Origin of the sequence: Ciceribacter sp. T2.26MG-112.2 (assembly GCF_900492205.1) — a bacterium.
GTDB classification, from domain to species: domain Bacteria; phylum Pseudomonadota; class Alphaproteobacteria; order Rhizobiales; family Rhizobiaceae; genus Allorhizobium; species Allorhizobium naphthalenivorans_A.
This window is the reverse complement of record NZ_UEYQ01000002.1, coordinates 1-16,355: the sequence shown is the minus strand read 5'-3', so window position 1 is coordinate 16,355 and position 16,355 is coordinate 1. Positions and strand designations below refer to the sequence as shown.

15 protein-coding genes are annotated in these 16,355 nt (G+C 64.4%); 5 read left to right on the top strand and 10 right to left on the bottom strand.

The genetic code is table 11. The features are described from left to right. Nucleotides 1-116 precede the first annotated feature (116 nt). The 6 genes from DYZ14_RS03665 to DYZ14_RS03640 form a co-directional block, all read right to left on the bottom strand. Nucleotides 117-1,424 (bottom strand): TRAP transporter large permease, encoded by a 1,308-nt coding sequence (locus DYZ14_RS03665; protein ID WP_154719432.1) that lies wholly within the window; start codon nt 1,422-1,424, stop codon nt 117-119. After that, nucleotides 1,421-1,936: a TRAP transporter small permease gene (locus DYZ14_RS03660; RefSeq protein WP_154719431.1), complete on the bottom strand. Its 516-nt coding sequence runs from the start codon at nt 1,934-1,936 to the stop codon at nt 1,421-1,423. The genes DYZ14_RS03665 and DYZ14_RS03660 overlap by 4 nt, the downstream gene beginning before the upstream one ends. Before the next feature lie 69 nt (nt 1,937-2,005). Further along, nucleotides 2,006-3,121 carry a C4-dicarboxylate TRAP transporter substrate-binding protein gene (locus DYZ14_RS03655; protein WP_154719430.1) on the bottom strand — a complete coding sequence of 372 codons (1,116 nt, stop codon included), beginning with the start codon at nt 3,119-3,121 and terminating at the stop codon, nt 2,006-2,008. A gap of 43 nt (nt 3,122-3,164) precedes the next feature. Beyond that, on the bottom strand, nt 3,165-4,046 hold the full coding sequence (locus DYZ14_RS03650) for an amidohydrolase family protein (protein WP_154719429.1): 882 nt from the start codon (nt 4,044-4,046) through the stop codon (nt 3,165-3,167). After that, nucleotides 4,037-4,510 (bottom strand): MarR family winged helix-turn-helix transcriptional regulator, encoded by a 474-nt coding sequence (locus DYZ14_RS03645; protein ID WP_154719428.1) that lies wholly within the window; start codon nt 4,508-4,510, stop codon nt 4,037-4,039. The genes DYZ14_RS03650 and DYZ14_RS03645 overlap by 10 nt, the downstream gene beginning before the upstream one ends. 10 nt (nt 4,511-4,520) lie before the next feature. Continuing rightward, entirely contained in the window at nt 4,521-5,315 is a 795-nt protein-coding gene (locus tag DYZ14_RS03640) for a crotonase/enoyl-CoA hydratase family protein (protein ID WP_115671259.1), read from the bottom strand. A gap of 141 nt (nt 5,316-5,456) precedes the next feature. Between DYZ14_RS03640 and DYZ14_RS03635 the strand changes: the two genes are divergently transcribed. From DYZ14_RS03635 to DYZ14_RS03625, 3 genes are read left to right on the top strand one after another with little or no spacing between them, the layout of a single operon-like run. Beyond that, complete coding sequence (locus tag DYZ14_RS03635; protein ID WP_154719427.1) at nt 5,457-7,310, top strand: feruloyl-CoA synthase; 1,854 nt, start codon at nt 5,457-5,459, stop codon at nt 7,308-7,310. Further along, on the top strand, nt 7,307-8,068 hold the full coding sequence (locus tag DYZ14_RS03630) for an SDR family NAD(P)-dependent oxidoreductase (protein WP_154719426.1): 762 nt from the start codon (nt 7,307-7,309) through the stop codon (nt 8,066-8,068). Before DYZ14_RS03635 ends, DYZ14_RS03630 begins: the two co-directional genes overlap by 4 nt. Before the next feature lie 5 nt (nt 8,069-8,073). Continuing rightward, entirely contained in the window at nt 8,074-9,651 is a 1,578-nt protein-coding gene (locus DYZ14_RS03625) for an acyl-CoA dehydrogenase family protein (protein WP_154719425.1), read from the top strand. Nucleotides 9,652-9,710: 59 nt separating this feature from the next. On the opposite strand, the gene DYZ14_RS03620 is transcribed toward DYZ14_RS03625, so the two are convergent. Beyond that, nucleotides 9,711-11,354, bottom strand: a complete 1,644-nt coding sequence (locus tag DYZ14_RS03620; RefSeq protein WP_232365426.1) for a sulfatase — start codon at nt 11,352-11,354, stop codon at nt 9,711-9,713. A 62-nt stretch (nt 11,355-11,416) separates the two neighbouring features. Here DYZ14_RS03620 and DYZ14_RS03615 point away from each other — a divergent pair, with 62 nt between their 5' ends. Then, nucleotides 11,417-12,340, top strand: coding sequence for a lysylphosphatidylglycerol synthase transmembrane domain-containing protein (locus DYZ14_RS03615; protein ID WP_154719424.1), 924 nt, complete (start codon nt 11,417-11,419; stop codon nt 12,338-12,340). Nucleotides 12,341-12,354: 14 nt separating this feature from the next. Here DYZ14_RS03615 and DYZ14_RS03610 read toward each other — a convergent pair whose 3' ends face one another. Genes DYZ14_RS03610 through ribA form a run of 3 tightly spaced genes read right to left on the bottom strand, consistent with a single transcriptional unit; the run spans nt 12,355 to nt 14,996 of the window. Then, nucleotides 12,355-13,107 carry an FkbM family methyltransferase gene (locus DYZ14_RS03610; protein WP_154719423.1) on the bottom strand — a complete coding sequence of 251 codons (753 nt, stop codon included), beginning with the start codon at nt 13,105-13,107 and terminating at the stop codon, nt 12,355-12,357. After that, nucleotides 13,104-13,883, bottom strand: a complete 780-nt coding sequence (locus DYZ14_RS03605) for a CDP-alcohol phosphatidyltransferase family protein (RefSeq protein ID WP_154719422.1) — start codon at nt 13,881-13,883, stop codon at nt 13,104-13,106. Before DYZ14_RS03605 ends, DYZ14_RS03610 begins: the two co-directional genes overlap by 4 nt. Nucleotides 13,884-13,889: 6 nt before the next feature. Beyond that, complete coding sequence (ribA, locus tag DYZ14_RS03600) at nt 13,890-14,996, bottom strand: GTP cyclohydrolase II RibA (RefSeq protein WP_154719421.1); 1,107 nt, start codon at nt 14,994-14,996, stop codon at nt 13,890-13,892. 281 nt (nt 14,997-15,277) lie between these two features. Here ribA and DYZ14_RS03595 point away from each other — a divergent pair, with 281 nt between their 5' ends. Beyond that, entirely contained in the window at nt 15,278-16,279 is a 1,002-nt protein-coding gene (locus DYZ14_RS03595; RefSeq protein WP_154719420.1) for a zinc-dependent alcohol dehydrogenase, read from the top strand. Nucleotides 16,280-16,355 lie beyond the last annotated feature (76 nt).

Below are 16,355 nucleotides of genomic sequence, written 5' to 3'. Positions count from 1 at the left end.
TCAATCCGGCGACGGTCTTGCGCGACCGACCGGCGCCGGGGTCATGGCCAAAGAAGAGAAAGGCGGTGTCGCTCCCGCCTTCCGGAACCCTTGAGAGCGAACGGTCCCGCGCTTCGTCAGAAGAACAATTGCGGCAGGCTGAGGACAATCGCCGGGAAGGCGATCGTCAGGATCACCACCAGCAGATCGGCCAGCATGAAGGGCGTGACGCCCTTGAACACCTGCACCACCGTGACATAACGGGACGCCACGTTCTTGATGACGAAGACATTGAGCCCCACGGGCGGCGTGATCATGCCGATCTCCAAGAGCTTGACCACCAGAACGCCGAACCAGACGAGGCTGATCCCCTCGGCCTTGAGCACCGGCAGCAGCACCGGCAATGTCACCAGCAGGGCGCCGAACGGCTCCATGAACATGCCGAGAATGAGATAGATCACCACGATGATCGTCATCAGTTCGGCATAGCCGAGATCCGCACCGGCGACGAAGGTGCCGATGAAGGAGGAGAGCCCGGTCACGCCCAGGAAGCGCGTAAACATCGAGGCGCCGATGCCGATGATGAACAGCGATGCGCAGGTGGTCAGCGTTTCCAAAAGCGAGACGCGTACGACCTGCATGCTGAGCTTGCCGGTGATCGCCGACAGCAGGAACGCGCCTCCGGCACCGACCGCGCCCGCCTCCGTCGCGGTGAAATAGCCGGAGAACAGCCCGCCGAACACCAGCAGCACCAGGATGAGCAGCGGCCATATGCGCAGGATAGCCGCCCGGTTGCCGCCCTCCCCCGCTACGGCCGTCAGCGTGCGCGGCACGATGTCGGGCCTCAACCAGCAGACCACAAGCACGACGATGCAATAGGAGAGTGCGGTCAGAAGGCCGACGCCGATGCCGCCGACAAAGATCTGCGTGATCGAGGTCTCGGCAAAGACGCCGTAGACGATCATCAGGATAGAGGGCGGGATCAGCGCCCCGATCGTGCCGCCGGCGGCAAGTGCGCCTGCGGCAAAACTCGGCCGATAGCCGGCAGCCACCATTTCCGGGATGGCGATCCGGCCCATGGCGGCGGCACAGGCGATCGACGAGCCGCTGACGGCGGCAAAGCCGGTGCAGGCGAAGATCGAGGAAATCGCCAGCCCGCCGGGAACCCGCCCGAGGATCGCCTTTGCCGCATCGAAGAGATTGGTCGTGAGCCCGGCGTGAAAGGAGATGAAACCCATCAGCAGGAACATCGGCACGGCGCTCATGGTCCAGCTTGCCACGAAACTGTACGGCGTCGAGGTGATCATCCCGAGCGCGGGCTTGAAGCCGAGCAGAAACGCGATGCCGCCGAACGAGACGGAGATCATCGCCAGCGCCACGGGTATCCGCAGGAGCAGGAGCAGCGCCAGTATGCCGATGCCGTAGAGACCGGTTTCGACGCTCATGCCTCGCTCTCCCGCGTTCCATCGACGCTGTCTGTGGTGATCTCAAGGAAGCGGACGGCCAGGATGGCCGCCGCGAGCGCAAAGCCGATGGACGGCAGGAAATAGCCGGGCCAGGTGATGATTTTCACCTGCAGCGCGACGACGAAGGTGCCGGTCACGTAGTTCTTCACTGCCGTGATCCAGGTCGCATAGGCCATCACCGCATAGATGACCGTGCCGAGCGCGGCGACCATGGCGTCGGAGATCTTCATCATGCGCGGCGACATCATGAACTCGATCAGTTCGACCGAAATCATGCCGCCCCTGCGCTCGACCCATGCCAGCGGCAGGAAGGCGACGAGCACCATGTAGTAATAGGAGACGATTTCGACCGTGGCGGGCAACGAAGCGCCGGTGATCGTGCGTGCGACGATGTCGGCACAGACATGGACCATCATCAGGATGACGCCGACGGCACCGACGAAGGCCAGTATGCGCGACAGTCTGTCGGCAAGAGAAAATATCTGGGGCATGGAAGACCCTTTGAAATGGCATTGTCGAAAGAAGAGCGGCCGGCGGGTGGCTGCCCGCCGGCCCCGGCCTCAAAGGCCGTAGGTGGCGAAATCGACCTTGCTCCAGACTTCTTCGTCGAGACGCTTGGTGATCGCGTCGGTGTCGCCGTTCGCTTCCTTGACGATGCCGTTCCATTTCTCGACCAGACCGACGAAGCGGTCGACACGGGCCTGGGCATCGTCGAAGCCGAAGCGCTCCTGCGAGACCTTGGCAGCGGTCGCCTTGTCGGCCTCGGCGAATGCTTCCGACGCCTTGAGGAACTCGGCATCAGGCTCGAGGAACTGGATGCCGGCCTTTTGCGCGGCCTCCTTGGCGATCGAGGCCATTTCATAGCCCCAGCGCTGGGTGAAGACGACATTGGCCTTGTTGGCGGCGGTCGCCAATTGCTTGCGTTCGTCGGGCGAAAGATCTGTCCAGGCGGAGTTGGCGACGGTGAAATCCGAGGTCGCATGATAGGTGCCGAGCGGAATGAAGGTGATGTTCTTCACCAGTTCGACAAGCCGGAACGACAGGAGATCGCCGATCGACGCCATCGAGCCGTCGATCACGCCCTGCGACATGGATTCGAAGGTGTCGCCGACCCCGATATTGGCGGGCACCGCGCCGAAATTCTCGGCCCAGCGCGAGAAGGGTGCACCGCCGCTGCGAAGCCTGAGGCCCTTGATGTCGGCCGCAGTCTTGACCGGTGTCTTGGTCAGGAGCGCATAGACGTCCGAGGAGCCCGAGCCCAGATAGACAACGCCGAACTTCTTCAGCTCCGCCTGGCAGGTGTCGCAGGTCACCATGTATTCCGTCATCGCCGCCGCCATGGCGTGCGGCTCGCGACCGGAAAGTGCCAGTTCCCCGGCCAGCGACATGTTCGGCAGGTCGGCCGGGAAATAGAGCGGCAGCAGGTTGCCGACTTCGACGAGCTGGCTCTGGAGCGCATCCTTCATCTGGCCGAGGCCCACCACTTCGGGACCGAGCATCTGGGCGGTGAGGTTTCCACCGGAGACCTCCGGCAGATATTCGACGAGCTTTCCATAGAGATGGCTGTTGGACGGATGGGCAGGCGGTGCGCCGGGTGCGACGCGCAATTCGCGGGCATCGGCGGTCGTGGCAGCCAGGGCAGCAAGCCCCATGATCATATGCAGCATGCGTTTCATGTTCATTTCCTCCCAGTTCAGAACACGTTACGGGCGATAGATTTTAAAGCTTCAGCAGTCTCCGCGCGTTTTCCTTGAGAATAAGCGGACGGACTTCGTCACGGATGTCGATTGTCTCGAAATCCTTGAGCCACCGATCCGGTGTGATCGCCGGCCAATCCGAGCCGAACAGCATCTTGTGCTTCAGCATGGTATTGGCGTAGCGGATCAGGATCGGCGGAAAATACTTCGGCGACCAGCCGGACATGTCGATATAGACGTTGGGCTTGTGGGTCGCGACGGACAGCGCCTCCTCCTGCCAGGGGAAGGAGGGGTGGGCGAGAATGATCGGCATGTCGGGAAAATCGGCCGCCACATCGTCCAGATGGATGGGATTGGAATATTTCAGCCGCATGCCCATGCCGCCGCGCATACCGGCGCCGACGCCGGTCTGCCCTGTATGAAACAGGGTTATCGCACCTTCCTCGGCGATGGCCTCATAGAGCGGATAGGCGCTACGGTCATAGGGGTAGAAGCCCTGCATGGTCGGATGGAACTTGAAGCCCTTGACGCCGAATTCGCGTACCAGACGGCGGGCCTCGCGGGCGCCGAGCCTGCCCTTGGCCGGATCGATCGAGGCAAAGGGGATCATGATGTCGGTGTTTTCCGCGGCGATCCGCGCCACTTCCTCATTCTCGTAGCGGCGAAAACCGGTCTCCCGTTCGGCATCGACGGGGAAGATCACGCAGGCGATCTTGCGCTCGCGGTAGTAGGTTGCCGTCTCCTGAACCGTCGGGAGCATGCCTTGTGCCCCGGCCGGATTCTTGAAGTAATTGGCCATGCCGGCCTGGAACTCGTCATATCCGTCGTCGCGTGGGCCGCAGCACGGCTCCTCTGCATGGGTGTGGAAGTCGATCGCGACCAGATCGTCGATGTTTAACGGCATGTCTGCTCCTCCTCCAGACCGACATATTTTTGCAGAAGCGCGATCAACTGCGCCTGCTCGCGCTTGCTGAGCGGAGCGCCGGTCGTTTCCTCGTAGCCGAAGAAGGCCGCGGCGGCCGTCTCGACGGCATCCTCGCCTGCCCGCGTCAATGTCAGCTCGACCGCGCGCCGGTCGGCATCCGGGATCTCCCGCGAAACGAAACCCTGCTCCTCCAGCACGCGGATCAGCTTAGTCATGTGGGCCCGCTTGATCATCAGCCGCTGGCCGAGCGCGCTCTGGCGGATGCCGGGATTGCGGGCGATGACCCAGAGCACCGAGAACTCGCCGGGTTTCAGGCCACGTGGGCCGCGGTCGGAGAAGAAATCCTCGAAGGCGCGCAACTGCGCCAGCCGCAAGAGAAAGCCGAGCGAACCGGAAAGCGCCCCCACCTTGACCTGATCGACGCTGCGGAGAGACAGATCCACGATGCTCTCCTCAATTCGCGCCGGGCGCCTTCAGGCGCGCCGCACGTTTGTCGAGGAAGGCCTGCAGCCGTTCTTCAGCTTCCGGGCTGGTGGCGGTGAAGGAGGAGATGAAGGATTCGACGAAGAGGCCGTCCTCCTTGGCCATGTCCTGGATGCGCGGCAAGGCATTGATGACGGCATAGTTCGACAGCGCCGCGTTCGAGGCCGCGACCACCGCCAGGTCATGCGCCTTCTTGCGCGCTTCGCCGGCCGGAACGACATATTGCACGAGGTTCCAGCGCTCCGCCTCGGCGGCCGATGCAACGCGACCGGTCAGCATCATGTCGGTCATGCGCGCCACCCCCGACAGCCGTGCCACTCGCACCGATCCGCCACCGCCGACGAAAATGCCGCGCTGCCCTTCAGGAAGCGCGAAGAAGGCGGTCTCGTCGGCGACACGAATATGGGTGGAGGCGGCCAGTTCCAGGCCACCGCCGACAACCGCGCCATGCAAGGCCGAGAACCACGGGATAGTGCCGTGTTCGATGCCGGAAAAAACGGCATGCCAGCGGCGAGAGCCGCGCACGCCTTCGATCGCCGTCTTCTTCACATGTTCAGCCAGATCGAGGCCCGCGCAGAAATGATTGCCGTGTCCGTAGAGCACGACGGCCTTCGCCTCGCGCTCGGCCCTGGCAACGGCGTCCGCAATGGCTTCGACGAAACGGTCACTGATCGCATTGCGCTTTTCCGGCCGGTTCAGGCCGATATGCGCGATCTCGCCCACGGTTTCATAGGTTACGAAATGCGATGCAACATCCACGCCCATCGTCGGCAGCTCCTTGGATCAAATGTGTTTTGATTTTGTTTTCTTGTCGATTGTTTACAAGGGGATTGTTTCTTTGTAAACAAAATTCCAACGCCCGGGAGGGGCTATTGATATCGTTGCTGGCATTCTGGGAGGAGAGTCATGACGACAAGGCACATGCGCGCCATCAAGCTGTGGTCACCCAAGCTTGAGTGGCAGGAGCGACCCGATGGCTCCATCCTGATCTGGCGCTGCGATGCGCTCGGGCCCTATCCCGACAAGATCACCGAGCGTTTCGTCCATTGGGCCAAGACAGCATCCGACCGGACATGGATGGCCGAGCGCGACGAGCACGGCTCATGGCGCAAGCTTTCCTATGGGGAGGCCATGGCCCGTATACGGGCACTCGCCCAGGCCTTTCTCGATTTCGGCCTTTCGGTGGAACGTCCGCTGATCATCCTTTCGGACAACTCGATCGCCCATGCGCTGGTCGCGCTGGCCGCACAGCACGTCGGCATTCCGTCGGCGGCGATCTCGCCGGCCTATGCGACCGCATCGAACGAATTCGACAAGCTGAAGGACATTGTCGGCCAGATCACCCCCGGCCTCGTCTTCGTCGAGGATGCGGCCCCTTTCCATGCCGCCATCGCTGCGGCCTTCCCGCCCGATGTGCCGGTGGTCTGTCTGCGCAATCCGCCACCGGGCCGGCCATCGCATCGCCTGCCAGAGCTCTTCGATGTCGAACCCGGCCCTGCGGTCGATACGGCCCATGCCGCCGTCGGCCCCGACACGGTGGCGAAGTTCCTGTTCACCTCCGGCACCACCGGTTCGCCCAAGGCCGTGATCCAGACCCAGCGCATGCTGTGCTCAAACCAGGAGATGATCGCCGATTGCTATGCCTTCCTGCGCGAGGATCCGCCGATCGTCGTCGACTGGGCGCCGTGGAACCACACGGCGAGCGGCAACAAGGTGTTCAATATGATCATCTACCATGGCGGCACCTTCTACATCGACAAAGGGCGGCCGACGCCGACGGGGATCAAGGAAACGATCGCCAATCTGCGCGAGGTCTCCCCTACCTGGTACTTCAACGTGCCGGCCGGCTACGAGATGCTGGTTCATGCCATGCACGACGACGAGGTGCTCCGGGATACCTTCTTCCGCGACCTGAAGATGCTGATGTATGCCGGGGCCGGCATGGCGCAGCACACCTGGGATAGCCTCAAGGAACTCTCCAAACAGGCAGGCGGCGAGCCGGTGCATATCGGTACCGGCCTTGGCTCGACCGAGACGGCGCCGTTTTCGCTCTATTGCACCGAGCCGCAGGAAAGACCGGGCAATATCGGCATTCCGGCGCAGGGGATCACCCTGAAGCTGGTACCGGTCGAGGACAAGTTTGAACTGCGGTTGAAGGGGCCCAATGTCACGCCCGGTTACTGGCGCAGCCCGCAACTGACGGCCGCCGCCTTTGACGACGAGGGCTTCTACATGATCGGCGACGCGGTGAAGTTCGCCGTCGACCACGACCCCAGGCACGGCTTCTTCTTCGACGGCCGGATCGCCGAGAACTTCAAGCTGCAGACCGGCACATGGGTCGCCGTCGGCAAACTGCGCGCCCAGTTGGTCGACCAATTCGGCGGCCTTATCCGCGATGCCGTGATCACCGGTGCCGACCGCGAGGAACTCGGCGCACTCGTCGTGCCGTTCCTTCCCGCGCTGAGAGCCGTGGTTTCCGGCGGCGACGGCCTGAGCGATGCGGATATCCTGGCATCCCCCGAGGTCCGTACGGCACTCGCCGAAAAGCTCGCCGGGCACGCACGCTCGGCATCCGGCTCGGCGACCCGCGTCATGCGGATCATGCTGCTCAAAGAGCCACCCCGCTTCGAGCGCGGCGAGGTGACCGACAAGGGTTCGATCAATCAGCGTGCGATGCTGTCGCACCGAGCCGATCTGGTGGCCGCCCTCTATCACGGCGGCGAAGACGTCATACGTTTCGAAAAGGAGATGGCAGCATGAAGATCGAGGGCAGCAGCGCATTGGTAACGGGCGGCGGATCGGGTCTTGGCGAGGCAACCGCGCGCATGCTCGCCGCCCGTGGCGCCATTGTTCATGTCATGGATCTCAACGAGGATGCCGCCGCGCGGGTCGCAGCGGAGATCGGTGGCGTGGCGATTGCCGGCGACGTCGCCAGCGAGGCCGATGCCGATCGCGCGATCAGCCGCGCCGGCGAGGCAGGCGATGGCCTCAGAATCCTCGTCAACTGCGCCGGCATCGGTCCTGCCGCCCGGGTGATCGGCCGCGATGGCCCGATGCCGCTTGGCGATTTCGAAAAGGTCATCCGCGTCAATCTGATGGGCACCTTCAACATGATGCGGCTTGCAGCGGCGCATATGGCGGATCTGCCGGAACTTGACGACAAGGCGCGGGGCGCGATCGTCAATACCGCCTCGGTCGCCGCCACCGACGGACAGATCGGTCAGGTGGCCTATTCGGCTTCCAAGGGCGCGATCGTCTCCATGGCCCTGCCGGCGGCGCGCGAACTCGCCCGTTTCGGCATCAGGGTCAACACCATCGCACCCGGCATTTTCGCGACGCCTCTGCTCAAATCTCTGCCGGCCGAAGTGCAACAGAGTCTCGCCGCTTCCATTCCCTATCCCTCGCGGCTCGGCGATCCGGCGGAATATGCGGATGCCGTCCGCTTCTGCGTCGAGAACCAGTATCTTAACGCCGAAGTCATTCGCCTCGACGGGGCGATCCGCATGCAGCCGAAGTGACGCACATGTCGGCATTCGCACGACAGGCGGCACGGACCGCGCGACTGCTTCAGGTAACCCCCGGCTGGAAACGGCTGCAGGCATTGCACCCCGATTGCGACGACGAGACCACGCGAGCCATCCTCGATGAGGCCGCCGCTTTTGCCGAGGGCGTGCTTCAGCCGCTGAACACGCCGGGCGATCGCCAAGGCTGCACCGTGACCGAGGGCCGCGTCCGGACGCCGGCCGGGTTTGCCGACGCCTATCGCCAGTATGCGCAGGCCGGCTGGCTCGGCATGGATGTGCCGGAGGGGTTTGGCGGCCAGGGCCTGCCGCTCACCGTTCACGCCGCCTGCGCGCCGCTCTTCGAGCGGGGCTGCGTGGCGCTGATGATGGCGGCCGGATCGGCTCGTGCGGCATCTCACCTGCTGGCCAAGGCGGCGGATGCGGAGGTTGCCGCCGAATGGGTGCCGCGGCTGGCCTCGGGCGAATGGGCCGCGACCATCTGTATTTCCGAACCGGAGGCCGGCTCGGACGTCGGGCGGTTGCGCACCCGGGCCGAGTTGATCGATGGCGCGTGGTGCATCAGCGGACAGAAGATCTGGATCTCCTTTGGCGATCACGACATGACGGAGCGGATCGGCCATTGCCTGTTGGCGCGCACCGGCGACCTGCCGGGCACAAGGGGCCTCAGCCTGTTTCTCGTCCCCAATCTGATCGATGGCCGACCGAATGGCATCTCGCTCGACCGGATCGAAGACAAGATGGGGCTGCACGGCTCCCCCACCTGCGCCCTGCGCTTCGAAGGCGCACGCGGCATTCTGATCGGCGAACAGGGCCGGGGCCTGCCCGAGCTTTTTGCCATGATCGAGCTGATGCGCCTGCTGACGGCTTGCCAGGGGCTCGGCATTGCGTCGGCTTCGGCCGATATTGCGGAAAGCTACGCCGCCGATCGCCGCCAGGGGGGCCCGCCCGAACAGCCCGCCGTGCCGATCGCCGACCATCCGGACGTGCACCGCCAACTGCATGAGATCCGGTCACGCACGGAGGTGCTGCGGGCGGCGGTGCTGGAGCTAGCCACCATCATGGATCTAGCCCGTCTCGAAGCGGATGACGAGCTCCGCCGGGAACTTGGCGACCTGGCGGGCTGGATGCTGCCGCTCATCAAGAATTTCGGTGCAGGCGCCGGTTTCGACGTCGCCAATGCTGCCATTCAGGTGCTTGGTGGCGCCGGCTACACGAAGGACTGGCCGCTCGAACAATATCTGCGAGATTCCCGCGTGATGACGATCTACGAGGGCACGACCGGCATGCAGGCGCTGGATTTCCTGACCCGAAGGCTCTGGCGGGAGCAAGGTCGCGGCCTGCGTGCCTTCCTGAGGCGGGCGCGACAGGAGATCGATGGACTGGCGGTCCGACACCCGGAGAAGGTTGCCGACGTCCTTCGCATACTCGATGACTTCGATGATTTCAGCACACGCATGATGGCCCTGCAGGCTGACCCGGACACCGCTCTTTACCAGGCGAACGACTATATGAGCGCGGCCTGGCGGGCGGTTTCGGGCTGGATGGCCCTGAGACTCGAAATGGTCGGCCCCGAATAGTCGGCGCCCCTCGAAATGGAGCGGTAACAGGATTTAACGGAAGGCGCGGGACCTCGGCCTCACCGCGCGCTGAAATGGCGTATCAAACGGTCTCGCATGCTATCCATCGACGGTTCCGGACCCTGGCCATCCGGCGTCATCCCCATCGTCAAGCCATCCGATCGGAAGGCTTCGATGAGCGAGACATCCCTGCTGACGACATGGAACGGCACAGCACGCGAGGCATCCGGTCCGGTGACGAGCGCGGCGGGCTGGTGATCGCCGAGCACGATGAAGACGGCATCCCCGCCGAAGCGGGCGATGTAATCACCCAAGGTTTCCAGCGTGTAGTCGATGGTCTCGATATACTGCCGGCGGACGCGGTCGTGATCGGCCCATAACACCTGTGGCGAGTCTCCGCTTTCTGCCTGGTCGTTGAAAACAGTGCCGTCGCCGACAGCCTGCCAATCGATCAGCTTCGGCACCGGCGTCCACGGCGCATGGCTGGAAATGAGCGCTATCTCGGCCATGACGGGCTCGCCCGCGTCACGCGCCGGCCGGCGGGCGAGGCGATCGAAGGCAGAAAGCGTGTACTGGTCCGGCATGGTCACCCAGTTGAACGGCTTGCCACGATAGCCGAGATCCTTCGACGCGAGGATCTGGTCGTAACCGTAGTAGGCGGACTCCGGCCAGTCCATGGTGATCGCCGGCATGACCGCCACCGTCCGCCATCCGGCGTCGCGAAACAGCCGGTTGAGGCTCGCCCGCTCGCTCTTCATCAAGAGGTCATAGCGCGCCTGGCTGTCGACCCACAGGCCCGACAGCAGCGTGCCGTGGGCAAGCCAGCTGAGGCCCCCGACGGTCGGGGAACGCGTCCAGCCGCTGGCAGCAGAGAAACCCGCCGCCTGCAACTGCCGATCGACGCTGTCGAGGCGCGGCTTGATCAGAGCACCATAGCGCGGATCCTCGATGGCGCTGCGCCCGTAGGATTCGATGAAGACGAGGATCACGTCGCGTCCCCTGATGCGGGCGAAGAGACCGTCGCCACCGGCATATCCTGCGTCGGCCGCGAGCTCGCTTTCGAATCGCCTGATCTCGGCGACGGAGCGGGCCACGAGCGAAAGTCGTTCACCGAGATAGGAAGCCACCCGCAGTTCGGCGACATCCTTCAGCCCCACCCGGGAACCGCCCGCCAGCAAACCGAGGCCAACGGCGAGGATGACCGCGAAACCGACAACCGCCGCGCGCCGGGCTTGCCGGCCAAGCCGCGTCATCCGGATGCAGGCCCACCAGAAAGCGCCGATCAGCGCGGTCAGGGCTGCCGCCACCAAGCCAATCGCCAGAGCCGCGCCAAGTTTGCCGACGGCCCCGGAAAGCAGGTTCCAGCCGTCGAACAGCATCTTAAGGTCGAGATAGGGATTGAAGCGCCGCTGGAAGGCGGAGAGCACTCCGACATCCGCGAGCTTCAGAAACAGAAGACAAAACACGACGGCCGTGGCAAGAAGCGCGACGAGGGCGGCCATCCGCCGCGGCAACAGAAGCAAGGCGAGCGCGAGCAGCGGAACCTCAAGCGGTATCCGCAAGAAGGCGGCGGGATGGAAAGCGCCCGGATTGTCCGGCATCATGCAGGCTGCAAACCCGATGAAGGCGAATATGAGGACCGAAAGCACGGCCCGCCGTCCGGAGACATGCATGCGCCCACCGTCCGATCCTTGCCACGTCATCCGGTTCACCTTCCTGCAGAGTGGAATGTAATCTTGAAAGATCGCCCCGAAACGAGACCGCGATGCGAAAGCTGAAGGCATTCACCATCGCCGCCGGTCTCCTGCTTCTCGCGGCCCTCCTTTTCGCCGTCAATCCGGTGAGCGTGATCGAAGCGCTCGGCCGGGTACCGCTGGGACACATTCTGGCAGCCGTTCTGGTGGTCCAGGTGCAGATCGTGCTGTCGGCGCTGCGCTGGCGTTTCACCGCCGCCCGGCTGGGTCATCCTATATCGGTTCGGATCGCCGTCCGCGAATATTATCTCGGCGGCGTTCTCAACCAGATCCTGCCGGGCGGCATCGCCGGCGATGCAACCCGCGTCTACCGTAGCCGACAAGAAAATTTGGGCGGCTGGAAACGGGCCGCGACCGCCGTCGTGCTGGAGCGCCTGTCCGGCCAACTCGCCTTTTTCCTGCTCACCTGCCTCGGCCTGATCGCCTGGCCGATCCTCATGCCCGACCGTCTGCCGATCTCCCTTTCGCCGGCGATCTGGACCGTGATGGCCGTCGTTGTCGCTCTTGGCGCCGCCGTCGGATGGTTCGCCGTCCCCCTCAAGGCTCGGCTTGGCCGGTTCGGCCCCGATATTCACGCCGCGTTCTGGAAGGACGGGGCGCTGGGGGTGCAGGCCGGCCTCAGCGCCCTGATCGTCGCAAGCTATGTCCTGACCTTCCTGCTGGCCTCCGACGCGGTCGGCGCGACGCTGCCGTCGATCGCCGCCGTAACCGTGGTTCCGCTCTGCCTTCTCACCATGCTGGTTCCCATCGGCATTGGCGGATGGGGCACGCGGGAAGCAGCCGCCGCAGCGCTCTGGCCGCTCTTCGGCTTCACCGGCGCGGAAGGCCTCGCCGCGAGCCTGTTGTATGGCGTGTTCTCTCTTGCGGGCACTGCCCTGCCCGGCCTGCTCGTCCTGGCCGGCTCCCTGCTCGGCGGGCTGCGCCTCCGCAAATAGGGCCGGAACGGGCGTCATGGCGTCAGTCGGGCGTAGACATCGCCGGACGGGCTTTCCGGTGCGAGCATGGCGAGAGCCTTCAGGACTGTATCCGCGTCGGTCCATTCCGCTTCGACGAAGCTGTGCCTTTCGCCGATCACCCGGTTGAAACGGTAGTTGCCGAGATGCCGGAGCCGGTCAATGGCTTCGCGGGCGATCTCAGGCAGAGCGGGTGTGTATTCGAACGCGATGAGCCCGATCGGCCGGGAGAGGCCGCGCAGGATGTCCGCTTCCGCTCCTTCGACATCGATCTTGCAGAAGGCGGGCGGTCCGTACTTGTCGATCAGCCGGTCGAGCGTCGTCATCGGCAACCGGATTTCCCTGTCCCAGATGACGTTCCTGAAACCATCGGCATGGCTGGCGCCCTCGATGAAGCGGTCGGATATGGTCGTCACCGTGGGATGGCGGCTTGAAATATGCAGCACCGCCTCGCCTTCGCCTGCGCCAACCGCCACCCGCTCGAAACCCTTCAACCGTTTCGCCAGATGCATCTCGATCAAGTCGGCAAAGACCGGCTGCGGTTCCACCGCCACCACTTCGGCGCCGAGTGAAAGCAGCGTGCGACTGCGGCTGCCGACATGGGCGCCGATGTCGAAGACGAGGTCGCCCGGCGTGATCAGGCCGCCATAGAAGCGCCTGAGCTGCCATCGGCGCCATGGCTGGCCGTAATAGATCAGAAGCGAGCGGGCGACGCCGATCGCGGTGTCGACGCTGTTCCTGCCGCTCATTCGTCGGCCTCCGCCTTGCCGAGGAGATAAAGGCAATCGATGGCGAAGGAATAGGACAGCAACAGCAGGGCCAGGGCGGCGAGCCATGACGAAACGGGCGGGGCGATGCCAGGTAAGAGGATCAGGCACAGCACCGCGACCTGCACCACACAGACGACCTTGCGCCTGAGAGACGGCGGCAGCGAGCCTGCGAGGCGCGGCAAAGGATATTGTGCCAGCACAAAGCCGTAGCGCATCAACCCGATCAGCAGCACCCAAGCTCCCGCCTTGTCGAGGAGGAACGCCGCCGCGGACAGGCAGAGGATCAGCAGCGCGTCGACCTCCATGTCGAACCGGGCACCAAGCTCGGACTCCTGTGAAAAGCGACGGGCCAAGTGACCGTCGACGCCGTCGAGCGCGAGGGCCACGAGCACGAGCGCGACAAGCGCCCATAGAGTGGGTTGCGCCTGCTGCAGGGCGTCGGGAAAGACGACGATAGCGCAGGCCATGCTGACGAGAGCGGCACGAACGGCCGTCACCGCATTGGCCAGCCCAAAGCGCTCGAAGCCGTGGTGATGCAGTCCGTTGACGACGAGCGCGAAGATCAACAGGAGCAGGACCGTCGCCGCGACGAGCGCGTCACGGCCGAGCGACAGTTGGACGGCCGCCAGCCCATAACCGACGAGCGCTACGGCGAAAACGCTGCCAAGAACCATCAGCGCGCTCGTCTTTAGCGCCGGAGATGCTCTCCCGTCCGCGACGGCCGCCTGTACGACTGATCGTTCCTTCGTCGTCATGTTCGCCTATTCCGCGGCAAGAAGCGCCTCTATATCCAGCATGTGGCCGGCCCGCGCCTTCTTCGTCCGCAGATAGCGGGCATTCTCGGCCGTCACCTCGCCCGTGATGGCAACGCGGCTGTCCACCGCGATGCCACCGTCGGCAAGCGCTGCCATCTTGGCCGGGTTGTTCGTAAATATGACAACATCGGCGATGCCGAGCAAGCGCAGCATCGCGATCGCCGCCTCGTAACGGCGGTGGTCGCTGCCATAGCCGAGTTCGGCATCGGCATCGATCGTATCCAGCCCGAGATGCTGGTAGCCGTAGGCCCGCATCTTGGCGCCGATGCCGGTGCCACGTCCCTCCTGGTCGAGATAGAGAAGCACGCCCCCGCCTGCCTCCTTCAGCGCTGCCAATCCGTTGCGCAGCTGGTCACCGCAATCGCATTTGAGCGAACCGCAGAGATCGCCGGTGATGCAGGAGGAATGGATGCGGATCGGCACCGGGGCGCTGAGATCGGGCTGGCCTACCACGATCGCGACCTGATCCTTCTGCGCCACTCCGCCACGAAAGACGACGAACTCGGCATCGCCGAGATCACGCAGGGGAACGCGGGTGCGGACCACGATATCGAATTTCTGTCTTCCGGCGGCGGCGGTCGCGAGGAGCGATCGGTCGAGCGTGCAGCAGGCCGCGAACCGGTGTTCGAAACCGTTTATGTCGGCGCAGACCATGGCCGGCAGCAGAAGCGCCAGTCGAGCCAGTTCGGCAGAGGCGCCCATCAACGGGTCGGCCGCGCGCCAGCGGGCCGGTGCCGGCGCTTGAAGCCCGTAGGCGAGGCGCGACGCCTCGGCGAACGCGACCCCGTCCAGCGGGACCGAAATGTCGCCGCGCGTGCCCGGCAACAGCCTTGCGGCGCGGTGCGATGTCAGTAAAAGCGAATGCTTCCCGTCGACGGCGGCGGCGAATTGGTCGTAGACGGACGGGGCCGCGCTATCGAGCGCCAATACGGCGATCCGGCGCGCGCCTTCCCCGAGGATGACCGGCCGGCCGAACCGCAATTCGGCGACTGCGCGTTCCACTTGCATGGCCGGCGAGGCAAACTGAAAGCCTTGGTCATCAAACGGTGTCATCAGAGTTCTCCAAAATGTCCGGTACCAAAGTTACGCGTGGAAGGCCCGGCCGGATCATTCATGTTGCCCTGCCCCGCGCACAAAGTGACAAGGAATCTGCACGCCGGCGCAATCGCGCCTTGCGGCATCGCGCTATGAGCGGTGATATCTGAACCCACCGGTTGGCGAGAACTCCGTGGCGTCATCCGATAATTCGAGGCATCGTTGCCGCAAATTCCGCATTCCGCGCAAAGGTCCCGTTCTACAATGCTGGCCGCGCTGCGTCGCTGAGGAGGAGATGAATGAACCTGGACACCAGGACAGCCAGCAAGACGGGAGGCGGAAGCGCCCGCGCGTTGTGGCTCCCGAGCCCCGGCACATGCGAGATAAGGGACGAGGCCCTGCCACAGCCGGCGGAGGGCCAGGTGCTCGTGCGTATGCTGTTCAGCGGCGTGAGCCGCGGTACGGAGAACCTTGTCTTCAACGGCCGTGTGCCCACGAGCGAATTCGAGCGCATGCGCGGCCCCCACATGGGCGGAGAATTCCCCTTTCCGGTGAAGTACGGCTATTCGGCCGTCGGGCGGATCGAAGCAGGCCATGCATCGCTTCTCGGCAGGACCGTATTCTGCCTTCACCCGCATCAGGATGTCTTCGCCGTCGGCGAGGCCGCCGTGACTGTCCTGCCCGACGGATTGCCGCCGGCGCGGGCAGTGCTCACGGCGAACATGGAGACGGCACTGAATATCGTCTGGGACGCGGACATCCTGCCGGGTGACCGGGTCGCGGTGTTCGGCGCGGGCGTCGTCGGCGCCCTCGTCGCCTATCTCGCGTCGCGCATCGCCGGAACCGAGGTCTTGCTCATCGACCGGAACCCGGCAAGAGGGGCACTGGCCGCAAGTCTCGGTCTCGACTTTGCCTCGGGCGACGAGGTCACCGGCGAATTCGACGTGACTGTCAACGCGTCCGGTTCAGCCGAGGCGCTGGCCCGCGCAATAGAACTGGCCGGGCAGGAGGCACGCGTCGTCGAGGCGAGTTGGCACGGCGACAGACCCGTCAGCCTGCCGCTTGGCGGCGCTTTCCATGCGCGAAGGCTGACCATCGTCAGTTCCCAGGTGGGGTCGGTACCGCCGTCGCGGCGTGCGCGTTGGACCTATGCAAGACGACTTGCCAAGGCCCTCGACCTGCTGCGCGACGACCGCCTCGATGCCCTGATTTCCGGCGAGACCCTGTTCGCCGACCTCGAGAAGGCTTATCCGGCCATACTCGCCGATCCGGAAACCCTTTGTCATCGTATCCACTACTGAGACCAATACTTGAGAGTGAGGCCCCATGTTCGCCGTTGAAGTCCGTGATCACATCATGATCGCCCACAGCCTGCCC

What these genes read in the sequence shown, in the direction of transcription:
- DYZ14_RS03665 (WP_154719432.1), bottom strand. Translation starts at nt 1,424, where the DNA reads ATGAGCGTCGAAACCGGTCTCTACGGCATCGGCATACTGGCGCTGCTC.
- DYZ14_RS03660 (WP_154719431.1), bottom strand. Translation starts at nt 1,936, where the DNA reads ATGCCCCAGATATTTTCTCTTGCCGACAGACTGTCGCGCATACTGGCC.
- DYZ14_RS03655 (WP_154719430.1), bottom strand. Translation starts at nt 3,121, where the DNA reads ATGAAACGCATGCTGCATATGATCATGGGGCTTGCTGCCCTGGCTGCC.
- DYZ14_RS03650 (WP_154719429.1), bottom strand. Translation starts at nt 4,046, where the DNA reads ATGCCGTTAAACATCGACGATCTGGTCGCGATCGACTTCCACACCCAT.
- DYZ14_RS03640 (WP_115671259.1), bottom strand. Translation starts at nt 5,315, where the DNA reads ATGGGCGTGGATGTTGCATCGCATTTCGTAACCTATGAAACCGTGGGC.
- DYZ14_RS03635 (WP_154719427.1), top strand. Translation starts at nt 5,457, where the DNA reads ATGACGACAAGGCACATGCGCGCCATCAAGCTGTGGTCACCCAAGCTT.
- DYZ14_RS03630 (WP_154719426.1), top strand. Translation starts at nt 7,307, where the DNA reads ATGAAGATCGAGGGCAGCAGCGCATTGGTAACGGGCGGCGGATCGGGT.
- DYZ14_RS03625 (WP_154719425.1), top strand. Translation starts at nt 8,074, where the DNA reads ATGTCGGCATTCGCACGACAGGCGGCACGGACCGCGCGACTGCTTCAG.
- DYZ14_RS03620 (WP_232365426.1), bottom strand. Translation starts at nt 11,354, where the DNA reads ATGACGTGGCAAGGATCGGACGGTGGGCGCATGCATGTCTCCGGACGG.
- DYZ14_RS03615 (WP_154719424.1), top strand. Translation starts at nt 11,417, where the DNA reads ATGCGAAAGCTGAAGGCATTCACCATCGCCGCCGGTCTCCTGCTTCTC.
- DYZ14_RS03610 (WP_154719423.1), bottom strand. Translation starts at nt 13,107, where the DNA reads ATGAGCGGCAGGAACAGCGTCGACACCGCGATCGGCGTCGCCCGCTCG.
- DYZ14_RS03605 (WP_154719422.1), bottom strand. Translation starts at nt 13,883, where the DNA reads ATGACGACGAAGGAACGATCAGTCGTACAGGCGGCCGTCGCGGACGGG.
- ribA (WP_154719421.1), bottom strand. Translation starts at nt 14,996, where the DNA reads ATGACACCGTTTGATGACCAAGGCTTTCAGTTTGCCTCGCCGGCCATG.
- DYZ14_RS03595 (WP_154719420.1), top strand. Translation starts at nt 15,278, where the DNA reads ATGAACCTGGACACCAGGACAGCCAGCAAGACGGGAGGCGGAAGCGCC.